Annotated in this window: 14 protein-coding genes; 10 read left to right on the top strand and 4 right to left on the bottom strand. The window is 69.3% G+C overall.

Translation table 11 applies throughout. The annotated features are described in order from the left end of the window. The first annotated feature begins 13 nt into the window (after positions 1-13). The gene (locus ENE75_RS09610; RefSeq protein WP_128198038.1) at positions 14-889 is read left to right on the top strand and encodes an NAD(P)-dependent oxidoreductase; all 876 of its coding nucleotides are present in this window, start codon (positions 14-16) and stop codon (positions 887-889) included. On the opposite strand, the gene ENE75_RS09605 is transcribed toward ENE75_RS09610, so the two are convergent. Both ENE75_RS09605 and ENE75_RS09600 read right to left on the bottom strand, forming a co-directional pair. Continuing rightward, complete coding sequence (locus ENE75_RS09605; RefSeq protein WP_128198037.1) at positions 857-2,401, bottom strand: sensor histidine kinase; 1,545 nt, start codon at positions 2,399-2,401, stop codon at positions 857-859. The two genes, ENE75_RS09610 and ENE75_RS09605, sit on opposite strands and share 33 nt — an antisense overlap. Positions 2,402-2,464: 63 nt before the next feature. Beyond that, positions 2,465-3,136 (bottom strand): response regulator, encoded by a 672-nt coding sequence (locus tag ENE75_RS09600; RefSeq protein WP_128198036.1) that lies wholly within the window; start codon positions 3,134-3,136, stop codon positions 2,465-2,467. A 184-nt stretch (positions 3,137-3,320) separates the two neighbouring features. Between ENE75_RS09600 and recA the strand changes: the two genes are divergently transcribed. The 9 genes from recA (at position 3,321) to ENE75_RS09555 (ending at position 11,645) form a co-directional block, all read left to right on the top strand. After that, entirely contained in the window at positions 3,321-4,373 is a 1,053-nt protein-coding gene (gene recA, locus ENE75_RS09595; RefSeq protein WP_128198035.1) for a recombinase RecA, read from the top strand. 16 nt (positions 4,374-4,389) lie between these two features. Next, positions 4,390-4,857, top strand: coding sequence for a recombination regulator RecX (gene recX / locus ENE75_RS09590; RefSeq protein ID WP_128198034.1), 468 nt, complete (start codon positions 4,390-4,392; stop codon positions 4,855-4,857). 359 nt (positions 4,858-5,216) lie between these two features. After that, the gene (gene sucC, locus ENE75_RS09585; protein WP_128198033.1) at positions 5,217-6,377 is read left to right on the top strand and encodes an ADP-forming succinate--CoA ligase subunit beta; all 1,161 of its coding nucleotides are present in this window, start codon (positions 5,217-5,219) and stop codon (positions 6,375-6,377) included. 19 nt (positions 6,378-6,396) lie between these two features. Then, positions 6,397-7,290 (top strand): succinate--CoA ligase subunit alpha, encoded by an 894-nt coding sequence (gene sucD, locus ENE75_RS09580; protein WP_128198032.1) that lies wholly within the window; start codon positions 6,397-6,399, stop codon positions 7,288-7,290. A 121-nt stretch (positions 7,291-7,411) separates the two neighbouring features. Then, a complete protein-coding gene (locus ENE75_RS09575) occupies positions 7,412-8,158 on the top strand; it encodes a TerC family protein (RefSeq protein ID WP_128198031.1) in 747 nt (248 codons plus the stop codon). Further along, a complete protein-coding gene (locus tag ENE75_RS09570) occupies positions 8,155-9,087 on the top strand; it encodes a serine/threonine-protein kinase (protein WP_233259001.1) in 933 nt (310 codons plus the stop codon). The genes ENE75_RS09575 and ENE75_RS09570 overlap by 4 nt, the downstream gene beginning before the upstream one ends. Before the next feature lie 94 nt (positions 9,088-9,181). Further along, the gene (locus tag ENE75_RS09565; RefSeq protein ID WP_128198260.1) at positions 9,182-9,967 is read left to right on the top strand and encodes a Stp1/IreP family PP2C-type Ser/Thr phosphatase; all 786 of its coding nucleotides are present in this window, start codon (positions 9,182-9,184) and stop codon (positions 9,965-9,967) included. Positions 9,968-10,041: 74 nt separating this feature from the next. Further along, a complete protein-coding gene (locus ENE75_RS09560; RefSeq protein WP_128198259.1) occupies positions 10,042-10,713 on the top strand; it encodes an FHA domain-containing protein in 672 nt (223 codons plus the stop codon). Between the two features lie 149 nt (positions 10,714-10,862). Beyond that, complete coding sequence (locus ENE75_RS09555; RefSeq protein WP_128198030.1) at positions 10,863-11,645, top strand: MBL fold metallo-hydrolase; 783 nt, start codon at positions 10,863-10,865, stop codon at positions 11,643-11,645. A gap of 224 nt (positions 11,646-11,869) precedes the next feature. Here the strand turns inward: ENE75_RS09555 and vapC are convergent, their stop codons facing one another. Together vapC and vapB are read right to left on the bottom strand one after the other, a co-directional pair. Then, complete coding sequence (gene vapC, locus ENE75_RS09550) at positions 11,870-12,271, bottom strand: type II toxin-antitoxin system tRNA(fMet)-specific endonuclease VapC (protein WP_128198029.1); 402 nt, start codon at positions 12,269-12,271, stop codon at positions 11,870-11,872. 13 nt (positions 12,272-12,284) lie between these two features. Beyond that, entirely contained in the window at positions 12,285-12,518 is a 234-nt protein-coding gene (vapB, locus tag ENE75_RS09545) for a type II toxin-antitoxin system VapB family antitoxin (RefSeq protein ID WP_128198028.1), read from the bottom strand. Positions 12,519-12,538: the final 20 nt, after the last annotated feature.

Raw genomic sequence — 12,538 nt, 5'->3', positions numbered from 1 at the left:
CTGGAGGAGGGGCATGAGCGCCGAAACGGTGGGCATCGTCGGTGTCGGCAACATGGGCGGCGCGATGGCGCTGCGCCTGCGCGAACTCGGCCATGCCGTGGCGGTGCGCGACCTCCGGCCGGAGGCCGAGGCGGTGTGTGTCGCTGCCGGCGCATCGGCCCATCCGACCCCGGCGTCGCTGGCCCGGCACTGCGCGCTGGTGATCGTCTGCGTGGTCGATGCGGCGCAGACGCGCGAGGTGCTGTTCGGCGCCGAGGGTGTCGTGCAGGGCCTTGCCCCCGGCGGCACGGTGATGCTGTGCCCGACGATCGCCCCCGAGGACGTGGCCGAAGCCGCCTCTGCACTGGCAGCCCGGGGCCTGCACTGGCTGGACGCGCCGATGTCCGGCGGCCCGGCGCGTGCCCGCGACGGCACGATGAGCCTGATGGTGGCCACCGAGGACGCCACCTGGGCGCGCTGGCAGCCGCTGCTGGCGCAGTTGGCCGCACGCCTCTTCCGTGTCGGCACGCGGCCGGGCGACGGCGCGCGCACCAAGCTCGTCAACAACCTGCTGGCGGCCATCAACCTGGCCGGCGCGGCCGAGGCGCTGCGCCTGGCCGACGCCCTGGGGCTGGATGCGGCGCGCACGCTGGACGTCATCGAGCAGTCCAGCGGCCAGAGCTGGATCGGCAGCGACCGTGCGCGGCGCGTGCTCGCCGGCGATGCGGCGCCGCGGGCGCACATGACGCTGCTGGCCAAGGACTCGGCGCTGGCCATGGCGGCGGCGGCCACCACCGGCCTGACCCTGCCCGTGGCGGGCCGGGCCGCCGAGGCCTTTGCCCGCGCCTGCCGGGGCGGCCTGGCCGACGCGGACGACTCAGCGCTCTGGCGCGGCCGGGCTGTCGACTGACGGCGTCCTTCCGCCGGGCTCCCCGGCGCCGCCGGCGGCAGCGCCGACAACCGGCTGCAGCGGAAACCGGATCGTGAAGCGTGCACCGGGGCGCCCCGGCGCGGCCGGCCGTTCCTGCGCATCCTCCACCGTGATGGTGGCGCCGTGCTGGCGCACGACCTGGTGCACGATGGACAGGCCAAGGCCGCTGCCGTCGACGTCCGTGCCCAGCGCACGGTAGAACGGCTGGAACACGTGCTCACGCTCGGCCGCCGGGATGCCCGGACCGTTGTCCTCCACCTGCAGCACCAGCACCTGGCCGAAGGGGTCGGCCATCAGGCGCACCGTCACCGTGCCGCCGGTGGGTGTGTAGCGCAGCGCGTTGTCGACCAGGTTGCGCAGCATCTCGCGCAGCAGCACCGGGTGGCCGCGCAGCGTGGTGCCGCCGGGCGAGGGTGCCTTCTCGTAGCCGAGGTCAATGCGTCGGTCCAGCGCCTGCGGCACGAGGTCGCGCACCACGTCGGTGGCCACGTCCTCGAGGTTGACCGCCTGCCAGCCCAGGGCCTGCGTGCGCTCCTCCGCGCGGGCCATCGACAGCAGCTGGTTCACCATGTGCGCCGCGCGCTGGCTGGACAGCGCGATCTGGTGCAGCGTGTGCTTCATCGACTGCGGGTCGCCCTGGCCGCGGTCGATCTCGCGCTCGGCCAGCTCGGCCTGCATGCGCAGGCCGGCCAGCGGTGTCTTCAGCTGGTGCGCCGCGTCGGCCAGGAACTGCTTCTGCTTGCCGATGGAGTCGTCCAGGCGCACCAGCAGGTCGTTGACGGAGCGCACCAGCGGCACCACCTCGTCGGGCACGTCGCGTTCGGCGATCGGGCTCAGATCAGTGCTCTCGCGGCGGCGGATGCGTTGCTGCAGGTCCGACAGCGGTCGGATGCCGCGTGCCAGCGCGAACCACACCAGCACCACCGCCACCGGCAGGATGATGAACTGCGGCAGGATCACGCCCTTGACGATCTCGGTGGCCAGCTGCGAACGCTTGTCCAGCGTGGAGGCCACCTGCACCAGGGCCGCGTACTTCGGCTGCCCCTGTGGCCCGGGCAGCCACAGGTAGGCCACGCGCACGGGCTCGCTCTTGACCGCGTCGTCTCGGTAGCGCAGCGCGGTGTCCGGGGCGATGGTCTCGTCGGGCACCGGCAGGTCGAAGTCGCCGCTGAGGAACTCGCCGCGCACGCCCAGCACCTGGTAGTAGATGGTGTCGACGTCGTCGCTGCGCAGGATCGACGTGGCCGCGTCGGGCAGCTGGATGGACACGGTGGGCGGGCCGCTGCCGGTCACCGGCGCGGTGATGCGCACCTGGCGTGCCAGCGACTGCGCCAGTTCGGCCAGGTCGCGGTCGTAGGGGCCGTTGGCGATGCCCTGCGCCACGGCGTAGGTCAGCGCGATGCTCATCGGCCACAGCAGCAGCAGCGGCGCGAGCATCCAGTCGAGGATCTCGCCGAACAGCGAGCGCTGCTCGGGCGGGCGTGAACTCATCGGCACGGCGCGATGGTGCCCGAAACCGCGACGTTGCCGCTCAGGCCCGAGGCCGGGCCGTCGTCATGCCGCGATCTTTTCCAGGCAGTAGCCCAGACCGCGCACGGTGGCGATGCGCACCGGCCCGTGCTCGATCTTCTTGCGCAGGCGGTGGATGTAGACCTCGATGGCGTTGTTGCTGACTTCCTCGCCCCATTCGCACAGGCGCTCGACCAGCTGGTCCTTGCTGACCAGGCGGCCCGAGCGTTGCAGCAGCACCTCCAGCAGGCTGAGTTCCCGGGCCGAGAGCTCCAGCATCTGGTCGTTCAGGTAGGCCACGCGGCCGGTGGCGTCGAACGACAACGGACCGTGCTTGATGACGCTGCTGGCCGTGCCCAGGCCGCGGCGCGTCAGCGCCCGCACGCGTGCTTCGAGCTCCTGCAGTGCGAACGGCTTGGCCATGTAGTCGTCCGCACCCAGGTCCAGCCCCTTGACGCGCTGCTCCACGCTGTCGGCCGCCGTGAGGATGAGCACCGGCACCGACGAGCCCCGTGCGCGCAGCTTGCGCAGCACGTCGAAGCCGTGCAGCTTGGGCAGCCCCAGATCCAGGATCAGCAGGTCGAACTCGTGCGAGGCCAGGGCGGCGTCGGCTTCGCTGCCGCTGCTGACCTGATCGACCGCGTAGCCTGACGCGCGAAGCGAGCGCAGCAGGCCGTCGGCCAGGACCTGGTCGTCTTCGGCGATGAGGATGCGCATGCGGCTGTCTCCTGGTGTGCCGGGCGTGGGCGCCCGGTCTGTTCGCGTCCCGGATTCTAGGAAACCGGCACGGCCGTCGGAATTGACCGCGGTCAATTGCATGACCCCCCAGGATGCAAGGCTTGCAGAGCACTGTACAGGCATCCAGCTTCTGCCATAATCGGGCCCATCGAGGAGAACGCCCATGGACGCACCAGTGAAAGCCCTGAACACCGAAAAAGCCAAGGCCCTGCAGGCCGCGCTCGCGCAGATCGAAAAGCAGTTCGGCAAGGGCACCATCATGCGCCTGGGCGACGGCGAGGTCGTCGAGGACATCCAGGTCGTCTCCACCGGCTCGCTGGGCCTGGACATCGCGCTGGGCGTCGGCGGCCTGCCGCGCGGCCGCGTGATCGAGATCTACGGCCCGGAAAGCTCCGGCAAGACCACCCTGACGCTGCAGGTCATCGCCGAGATGCAGAAGCTCGCCGGCACCTGCGCCTTCATCGATGCAGAACACGCGCTGGATTCGCAGTACGCGCAGAAGCTAGGCGTCAACCTGCAGGAACTGCTGATCAGCCAGCCTGACACCGGCGAGCAGGCGCTGGAGATCGTCGACGCGCTTGTGCGCTCGGGCTCGGTGGACCTGATCGTGGTCGACTCGGTCGCGGCGCTCACGCCGAGGGCGGAGATCGAAGGCGAGATGGGGGACAGCCTGCCCGGCCTGCAGGCCCGGCTGATGAGCCAGGCGCTGCGCAAGCTCACGGCCACGATCAAGAAGTCCAACTGCATGGTCATCTTCATCAACCAGATCCGGATGAAGATCGGCGTCATGTTCGGCAGCCCCGAAACCACCACCGGCGGCAACGCGCTGAAGTTCTACGCCTCGGTGCGGCTGGACATCCGGCGCACCGGCAGCATCAAGAAGGGTGACGAGGTCGTTGGCAACGAGACCAAGGTGCGCGTGGTGAAGAACAAGGTGGCGCCTCCGTTCAAGGAAGCCGAGTTCGACATCCTCTACGGCGAGGGAATCAGCCGGGAAGGCGAAGTCATTGGGCTCGGTGTCGAGGCCAAGGTCGTCGACAAGTCGGGTGCCTGGTACGCCTACAACGGTGAAAAGATTGGGCAGGGTCGCGACAATGCCCGCGAATTCCTGAAAGCCAACCCCGATCTCGCCCGCGAGATCGAGAACAAGGTGCGCGAGGCGCTAGGCGTGCCGCTGCTGGCGCCGGTGCAGGCGGCCGCTGGCGACAGCGAGTGAGCCATCGGGCTGGGCGGTGAGCCCGCGCGGGCTGTCGCTAAAGGCGCGCGCGCTGCGCTTCCTGGCGATGCGCGAGCATTCCCGTGCCGAACTGGCGCGCAAGCTGGCCCGGCATGTCGAAGACACCCCGGAGGACCCAGCCGGGCCGCGCATCGAGCGCCTGCTGGACGAGCTCAGTGCGCATGGCCTGTTGGACGAACAGCGCGCGGCCGACGCCTTGGTGTCGGCGCAGGCGCACCGCTTCGGGGCGCTGCAGCTGCGCCAACGTCTGCGTGCGCGCGGCGTGGCGCACGAGGCTGCTGCGGCCGCACTGGCGGGCGTGGCCGCCGGCGAATTCGAGCGCGCGAAGGCCGTCTGGCAGCGCCGCTTCGGCGCACCGGCGGCCGACGCTGCCGAACGTGCCCGGCAGGCCCGCTTCCTGGCGGGCCGGGGCTTTTCCGCCGACGTCATCCATCGCGTCGTGCGCGGCCTCGACGACAGCTGACGCTGCGGCACGGCGGGCTGGGCGACAGCTGCGGGCTCGACGGGTCAGGCCAGGACCCCCGGTGGCGGGTGTCGAAGCCTGGAAACGGGTGCTGCCGCTGTAAGCTGTTGTTGCGTTGCAGCATGCTACATTCGCCGGCTGCCCCCCGAGGTTGGAGCCAAAGGGGTGCATTGCAGCTCCAGACGATGCCGCTTACGCCTGCCCAGGTTCCTTGCCTGCTCGACGCACCCTGTCGCGTCGAGACGCGGGCCTTTCCGCGCGCTCCAGCCGCCCGTCCGCACCGATTTCCCGGCAGGTTCCGGCCCGCTGCGGCCTGACCCACGCCCCACTGCCCTTCCCGAACGAACGAGGGACCTCCCATGAAAATCCATGAGTACCAGGCCAAGGAACTGCTGCGCGCCCACGGCGTGCCGGTGCCGCGGGGCTATCCGGCCTTCACCGTGCGCGAGGCGCACGAGGCCGCGCAGAAGCTCGGCGGCAGCATCTGGGTCGTCAAGGCACAGATCCATGCCGGTGGTCGGGGCAAGGGCGGTGGCGTCAAGCTGGCCAGGTCGCTGGACGAGGTGCAGCAGCTCTCCGAGCAGATCCTGGGCATGCAGCTGATCACGCACCAGACCGGCCCCGAGGGCCAGAAGGTGCGCCGGCTTCTGATAGAGGAAGGTGCCGACATCAAGAAGGAGTACTACGTCGCCGCGCTGACCGACCGTGCGACGCAGAAGGTGGCCATGATGGCCAGCTCCGAAGGCGGCATGGACATCGAGGAAGTGGCGCACGCCACGCCGGAGAAGATCCTCAAGGTCTTCATCGACCCCCTGACCGGCATGACCGACGCGCAGGCCAAGGAACTGGCCGCCGGCATCGGCGTCCCGGAGGCCTCGCAGGCCGAGGCGATGGACGTCTTCAAGAAGCTCTACGCCTGCTACATGGCCACCGACGCCAGCCTGGCCGAGATCAATCCGCTGATCCTGGAAGGCAACGGCCACATCAAGGCCCTGGACGCCAAGTTCAACTTCGACAGCAACGCGCTGTTCCGCCACCCGGAGATCGTGGCCTACCGCGACCTCGACGAGGAAGACCCGGCCGAGGTGGAGGCCAGCAAGTTCGACCTCAGCTACATCAGCCTGGACGGCAACATCGGCTGCCTGGTCAACGGCGCCGGCCTGGCGATGGCGACGATGGACACCATCAAGCTCTTCGGCGGCGAGCCGGCGAACTTCCTGGACGTCGGCGGCGGCGCCACCGCCGAGAAGGTCACCGAGGCCTTCAAGATCATGCTGAAGAACGAGAACGTCAAGGGCATCCTCGTCAACATCTTCGGCGGCATCATGAAGTGCGACACCATCGCCGAAGGCGTGATCGCGGCCTGCAAGGCGGTGAACCTCAGCGTGCCGCTGGTGGTGCGCATGAAGGGCACCAACGAGGACCTGGGCAAGAAGATGCTGGCCGACTCCGGCCTGCCCATCATCTCCGCCGACACCATGGCCGAAGCTGCCACGAAGATCGTGGCCGCGGTGAAGTAACGCCCAGCGAGGACACACCATGAGCATCCTGATCAACAAGGACACCCGCGTCATCACGCAGGGCATCACCGGCAAGACGGGCCAGTTCCACACCCGCATGTGCGTGGCCTATGCCAACGGCAAGAACTGCTTCGTCGCCGGCGTGAACCCGAAGAAGGCCGGCGAAGACTTCGAGGGCATTCCCATCTATGCCAGCGTCAAGGACGCCAAGGCGCAGACCGGCGCCACCGTCAGCGTGATCTACGTGCCGCCGGCGGGTGCAGCCGCGGCCATCTGGGAGGCGGTGGAGGCCGACCTGGACCTGGCCATCTGCATCACCGAAGGCATCCCCATCAAGGACATGCTGGAGGTGCGCAACAAGATGAAGGCCAAGGAGGCCGCCGGCGGCAAGCGCACGCTGCTGCTGGGCCCGAACTGCCCGGGCACGATCACGCCCGAGGAGATCAAGATCGGCATCATGCCGGGCCACATCCACAAGAAGGGGCGCGTCGGTGTTGTCAGCCGCTCCGGCACGTTGACCTACGAGGCCGTGGCGCAACTGACCGAACTGGGCATCGGCCAGAGCAGTGCCGTGGGCATTGGCGGTGACCCGATCAACGGCCTCAAGCACATCGACGTGATGCAGGCCTTCAACGACGACCCCGACACCGACGCCGTGATCATGATCGGCGAGATCGGCGGGCCCGACGAGGCCGAGGCCGCGCGCTGGTGCAAGGCCAACATGAAGAAGCCGGTCGTCGGCTTCATCGCCGGCGTCACCGCCCCCCCGGGCAAGCGCATGGGCCACGCCGGCGCGCTGATCTCCGGCGGCGCGGACACCGCCGACGCCAAGCTGGCGATCATGGAAGAGTGCGGCTTCACCGTCACCCGCAACCCCTCGGAGATGGGTCGCCTGCTCAAGGGCCTGCTCTGACACCAGCCCCGTGCAGCGGGTCCGGTTCGCCGGTGCCTGCGTAGTTCCCGAAACCACCCAAACGGCGCCGCGGCCTACACTGCGGCGCCGTTTCCCGTTCAACCGCTGCCGCAGGACACCCATGGAAGAGTTCTTGACCCCCGCCTTCTGGATCGCGGTGGGCCAGATCATCATGATCGACATCCTGCTCGGTGGCGACAACGCGGTCGTCATCGCCCTGGCTTGTCGCAAACTGCCGCCCAAGCTGCGCACGCAGGGCATCCTCTGGGGCACGGCCGGCGCCATTGCACTGCGCGTGGTTCTGATCTTCTTCGCGCTGACCCTGCTGGCGATCCCGTTCCTCAAACTCGTGGGTGCCATCCTGCTGGTGTGGATCGGCATCAAGCTGCTGTTGCCCGAACATGATGACGAGCACGGCAACATCCAGGCCAGCGACCGCCTGTGGGCCGCGGTCAAGACCGTCATCGTGGCCGACCTGGTGATGAGTGTCGACAACGTCATCGCCATCGCCGGCGCCGCCCAGGCTTCAGGCAACGCCGATCATCAGATGCCGCTGGTCATCTTCGGCCTGCTGGTCAGCATCCCCATCATCGTCTGGGGCAGCCAGCTGGTCATCAAGCTCATGGACCGCTTCCCGCTGATCATCACCGCTGGCGGCATGCTGCTGGGCTGGATCGCCGGCACCATGGCCATCAGCGACCCGGCCGTGGCCAACCCGGACGCCTGGACCTGGGTGCCCAAGCTGCCGCAGACCGACACCGTCAAGTACGCCGCAGGCGTGGCCGGCGCCCTGCTGGTCCTGGCCTGGGGCCGCTGGCTGGCGAGCCGCGCCGGCCAGTCACCGTCACCGGGGGCGGGCGCGGCGTGACCACCCGCGCTCCGCTGCAGGAAGGCCAGCGCTTCGCCGGCTGCATCGTCGCGCGTGAGCTCGGCCGCGGTGAACAAAGCATCGTGCACGCGGCCTACGACGAACGAGCGCAGGCCTGGCGCGCCCTGAAGCTGCTGCTGCCGTCGGACGATGGCGACGCGGCGCGGCGCGCGGCTGCGCGCAAGCGGCTGCTGCAGGAACTGACGGTTGCCGGCCAGTTGCAGCACCCGGGCATCGTGCGCGTCTACGACTGCGGCGAAACCCGTGACATGGCCTGGCTCACGATGGAGTTGCTGCCCGGGACCGACCTGACCCGGTACACCAGTTCCGTCCGACGCCTGCCCGTGCCGGTGGTGGCCGCCATCGGTGCACGGATCGCCGACGCCCTGGCCTGCGCCCATGCCAGTGGGGTGGTGCACCGCGACCTCAAGCCGGCCAACGTGATGATCGACTGGGCCAGCGACCGGGTGGTGCTCACCGACTTCGGCCTCGCCCGCGCCGACGATGCTGAACGCACCCGCACGGGGCTGGTGCTGGGCAGCCCTGGCTTCATGGCGCCTGAACTGCTGGCGGGGCAGGCGCCGACGGCCGCCAGCGACCTCTATGCCCTGGGCGTGCTGCTGTTCCAACTGTTGGCCGGGCGCCTGCCCTTCGAGGCGCCTGGCCTGGGCGCCCTGCTGCGCGAGGTGGCCACGGCGCCCGTCCCGCCACTGGCGCCGCTCGTGCCACCGCCCCAGGACGACACCCTGCCTGCCCTGGAGGCCATCGTCACCCGCCTGCTGGCCAAGCGCCCCGGCGACCGCCTGGGCGACGCCACCATGGTGGCGGCATCGCTGCGCGCCCTTCTGCCGGCCGCCACGTCGGCCGCCCCCGCAGGGGTTGGCGACCACACCGCTGCGGGACCAAAGTCACACGGCCTGCGCGACTGAGGGGGTGTGGCCGTCGCATGGGTCGGCGCGTGCGCCATTAGGATGCACAATCGCCACGCCAGACACTGCGTCACCCCAGCGCCACACCGTGCCCCTGACACTCGAGCTCCAGGCCGCCGTCGACGCGGGCCGCGCGCGCAGCAACAACGAGGACTCAGTCGCCACCGACCCCGAGACCTCGCTGGCCGTGCTGGCCGACGGCATGGGGGGCTACAACGCCGGCGAGGTGGCCAGCAACATGGCCACGTCCTTCATCTGCACCGAGCTCGGCCGCTGGCTGCGGGAAGCCAGCGCCCAGGCCGGCGACCAGGACGTCCGCCGGGCGATGGACATCTGCGTGGACAACGCCAACCGCGCCATCTTCAACGCGGCCAACTCCAACCCGCAGTACGCCGGCATGGGTACCACGCTGGTCGTGGCCCTGTTCCGCGACGGCCGCCTGCTGGTCGGTCATGTCGGCGACTCCCGGGCCTACCGGCTGCGGGCAGGCCGCCTGCAGCAGATCACCCGCGACCATTCGCTGCTGCAGGAGCAGATCGATGCCGGGCTGATCACGCCGGAGCAGGCTGCGTTCTCGGCCAACAAGAACCTGGTGACCCGGGCCGTCGGCGTCGAGGACACGGTGCTGCTGGAGACCCACCAGCACGACGTGCAGCCCGGTGATGTCTACCTGTTGTGCTCCGACGGCTTGTCGGACATGCTCGACGACAACACGATCGCGCAGATCCTGCAGTCCCACGAATCGTTGGAGACCTTGTGCGCGTCGTTGATCGAAGCCGCCAATGATGCGGGTGGAAAGGATAATATCTCGGTGATCCTGGTGCGCGTCGGTGGCGGCACCACGGCTGCGCCGCGCTCGTGGTGGCCGTTCCGGCGCTGACTGGCGCCGACGCCCGGGCAGACAAGAAGGAGGCCGCATCGCCGCTGGCGCTGCGTGCAACAACGGGGAAATCGATGGGCAAGCTGGTGGTTTCGCTCGACGGGGTCGTGATCAAGGAAGTGCAGATCACGAAGGACAAGACGACGCTCGGCCGTCGCCCCTACAACGACATCGTGATCGACAACCTCGCCGTCAGCGGCGAGCACGCCGTGCTGCAGATGGTGGGCGCCGACGTCTTCATCGAGGACCTCAACAGCACCAACGGCACCTACATCAACGGCAAGGCCATCAAGAAGCAGTTGCTGGCCCACAACGACACCGTCGAGATCGGCAAGTACAAGATCAAGTACCTCGTCGACGAGAGTGGCGAGTACGAGAAGACGATGATCATGCGGCCCGGTGCCGCGGCGGCCGCCGCCGCGGGGGCGGCGGCGCATGCCAACTCCGGGTTCGGGTCGCTGGCCGGGGGGCAGGTGCCATCCATGCAGCCGGCCACCATCAAGGTGCTCAACGGGGCGGCCGCCGGTCGCGAGGTGGCGCTGACCAAGGTCGTCACCACCGTGGGCAAGCCTGGCGTGCAGGTGGCCTCGATCACCCGGCGTCCCGGGGGTTATGCCTTCGCCCACGTCGAAGGCGCGTCGCGCCCCAGCGTCAATGGCGTGCCGTTGACCAGCGACTCGATCCCGCTGCGCAACGGCGACGTCATCGAGCTCGCCGGCACGCAGATGCAGTTCATCCACCCCTGACGGTCCGGCGCCACGGCCGCCGCGCCTGCGGCGCGTTGCCGCCGGCGACCTGTGTCCGGGGTCACGTGAAGCGCGTCACGCGTCCCGCTGCCAGCTGACGGCGGCGCCAGCGCCGGCCAACGAGAATCGCCCGAGGAGTCCCTCGGTCCATGCGCATCCGTGTCCTCGGCTGTTCGGGTTCGATTGCCGCCGGCAGCCGAACCACCTCGTTCCTGGTCGACCAGCATCTGCTGGTGGATGCCGGCACCGGCGTTGGCGACCTCACGCTCGACGAGATGGCGGCTATCGACCACATCGTGCTCAGCCACTCGCATCTCGATCACGTGCTGGCGATCGGACTGCTGGCCGACAGTGTCACCCGGCGCCGGCGCGGGCTACCCCCCGTGCGCGTGCACGCCCTCCCGGAAACGCTGGATGCCCTGCGGCAGCACGTGTTCAACGGCGTCATCTGGCCTGATTTCACGCGTCTGCCCACGGCCGAGCAACCGGTGCTGGCCTTCGAGCCCTTCGGCGTTGGCCAGATGCTGACGCTGGGCGGGCGACAGGTGGAAGTGCTGCCCGCCAGCCACACCGTGCCGGCCTGCGGCTTTGCCGTCTACGCTGACGACGGTGGCGCGTGGGTCTATACGGGCGACACCGGCCCATGCCCGGTGCTGCGCCAGCGGCTGACCGCGCTGGACCTGCGCGCCCTGGTCATCGAGACCGCCTTCGGCAACGACGAACAGACGCTTGCGCGCATCAGCGGCCACCTGTGCCCGGCCACGCTGGCCGATGAGCTGGCACCGCTGCCCGAGACGACGGAGGTGTGGATCACGCACATCAAGCCGGGCGAGGTGCGCGCGGTGATGGCCGAAGTGGCCCCGCTCGCCGGCGGGCGACGGCTGCGCGCATTGCAGACCGGCCAGGTCATCGCCGTCGGCAACGGGGGCTGAGCCAGGACGACGAACAGTCCCTGCGGACTGTTCATCGCCTGGCGAAGCGGCCGAGCTCTGCGAGGCCGTGGGAGCGTCTGGACGACGAACAGTCCCTGCGGACTGTTCGTCGCCTGGCGAAGCGGCCGAGCTCTCCGAGGCCGTGGGAGAGGCAGGACACGGATCAGTCCCTGCGCACTGTTCGTCGCCTGGCGAAGCGGCCCGGCGTGCTTGCCGAGGCGGGATCAATGCACCCAGTTCTCGACCTGGAGCGCAGGCACGCGCTCGAACTCGTGCAGGGTGTTGCTCACCAACGTCAGCCCCTCGCTTCGCGCGTGTGCGGCGATATGCAGGTCGTTCACGCCGATCGGCTGCCCGGCGCGTTCCAGGGTGGTCCGGATGGCGCCGTAGTGCGCCGCTGCCTTGGCGCCATACGCCAGCACCTCCAGTCGGCTGCAGAAGTCCTCGACCACGGTCAGGTTCACGTCGGGCCGGCTGCTCTTCTCGGCGCCGTGCAGCAATTCGGCCAGCGTGACGGTCGAGATCGCCATCCGGCCGGCATGGCGGTTGAACAGCACTCGGGCCTCGGGCGGACGCTGCTTGATCACATAGATCACGATGTTGGTGTCCAGCAGGTAGCGCAGCATGACGGTGCCGGGCTCACAACTCGGGGCGGGGTGCCTCGGTCTGCTCGGCACGTTCGGCCAGGAAGTCTTCCGTCGCCTGCGGCCCGCCGATGAAGAAGCTGTCCCAGCTGCTGTGTTCCGGCGCTATCACCCGCTCGGCGCCCCGCGCCCGCACCACCACGCGCTTGACGCCTTCAGGCAGCCGCATTTCAGCCGGCAGGCGCACGGCCTGTGTGCGGTTGGTGGTGAACACGGTGCCTGTGGCCATGCTGCGCTCCGGTTGACTGG

The sequence above is a fragment of the Rubrivivax albus genome, assembly GCF_004016515.1.
GTDB lineage: Bacteria > Pseudomonadota > Gammaproteobacteria > Burkholderiales > Burkholderiaceae_C > Rubrivivax > Rubrivivax albus.
Note: the sequence above shows the minus strand (reverse complement) of the source record. Positions and strands in the feature narration are given on the sequence as shown.

What these genes read in the sequence shown, in the direction of transcription:
- ENE75_RS09610 (WP_128198038.1), top strand. Translation starts at nt 14, where the DNA reads ATGAGCGCCGAAACGGTGGGCATCGTCGGTGTCGGCAACATGGGCGGC.
- ENE75_RS09605 (WP_128198037.1), bottom strand. Translation starts at nt 2,401, where the DNA reads ATGAGTTCACGCCCGCCCGAGCAGCGCTCGCTGTTCGGCGAGATCCTC.
- ENE75_RS09600 (WP_128198036.1), bottom strand. Translation starts at nt 3,136, where the DNA reads ATGCGCATCCTCATCGCCGAAGACGACCAGGTCCTGGCCGACGGCCTG.
- recA (WP_128198035.1), top strand. Translation starts at nt 3,321, where the DNA reads ATGGACGCACCAGTGAAAGCCCTGAACACCGAAAAAGCCAAGGCCCTG.
- sucC (WP_128198033.1), top strand. Translation starts at nt 5,217, where the DNA reads ATGAAAATCCATGAGTACCAGGCCAAGGAACTGCTGCGCGCCCACGGC.
- sucD (WP_128198032.1), top strand. Translation starts at nt 6,397, where the DNA reads ATGAGCATCCTGATCAACAAGGACACCCGCGTCATCACGCAGGGCATC.
- ENE75_RS09575 (WP_128198031.1), top strand. Translation starts at nt 7,412, where the DNA reads ATGGAAGAGTTCTTGACCCCCGCCTTCTGGATCGCGGTGGGCCAGATC.
- ENE75_RS09560 (WP_128198259.1), top strand. Translation starts at nt 10,042, where the DNA reads ATGGGCAAGCTGGTGGTTTCGCTCGACGGGGTCGTGATCAAGGAAGTG.
- ENE75_RS09555 (WP_128198030.1), top strand. Translation starts at nt 10,863, where the DNA reads ATGCGCATCCGTGTCCTCGGCTGTTCGGGTTCGATTGCCGCCGGCAGC.
- vapC (WP_128198029.1), bottom strand. Translation starts at nt 12,271, where the DNA reads ATGCTGCGCTACCTGCTGGACACCAACATCGTGATCTATGTGATCAAG.
- vapB (WP_128198028.1), bottom strand. Translation starts at nt 12,518, where the DNA reads ATGGCCACAGGCACCGTGTTCACCACCAACCGCACACAGGCCGTGCGC.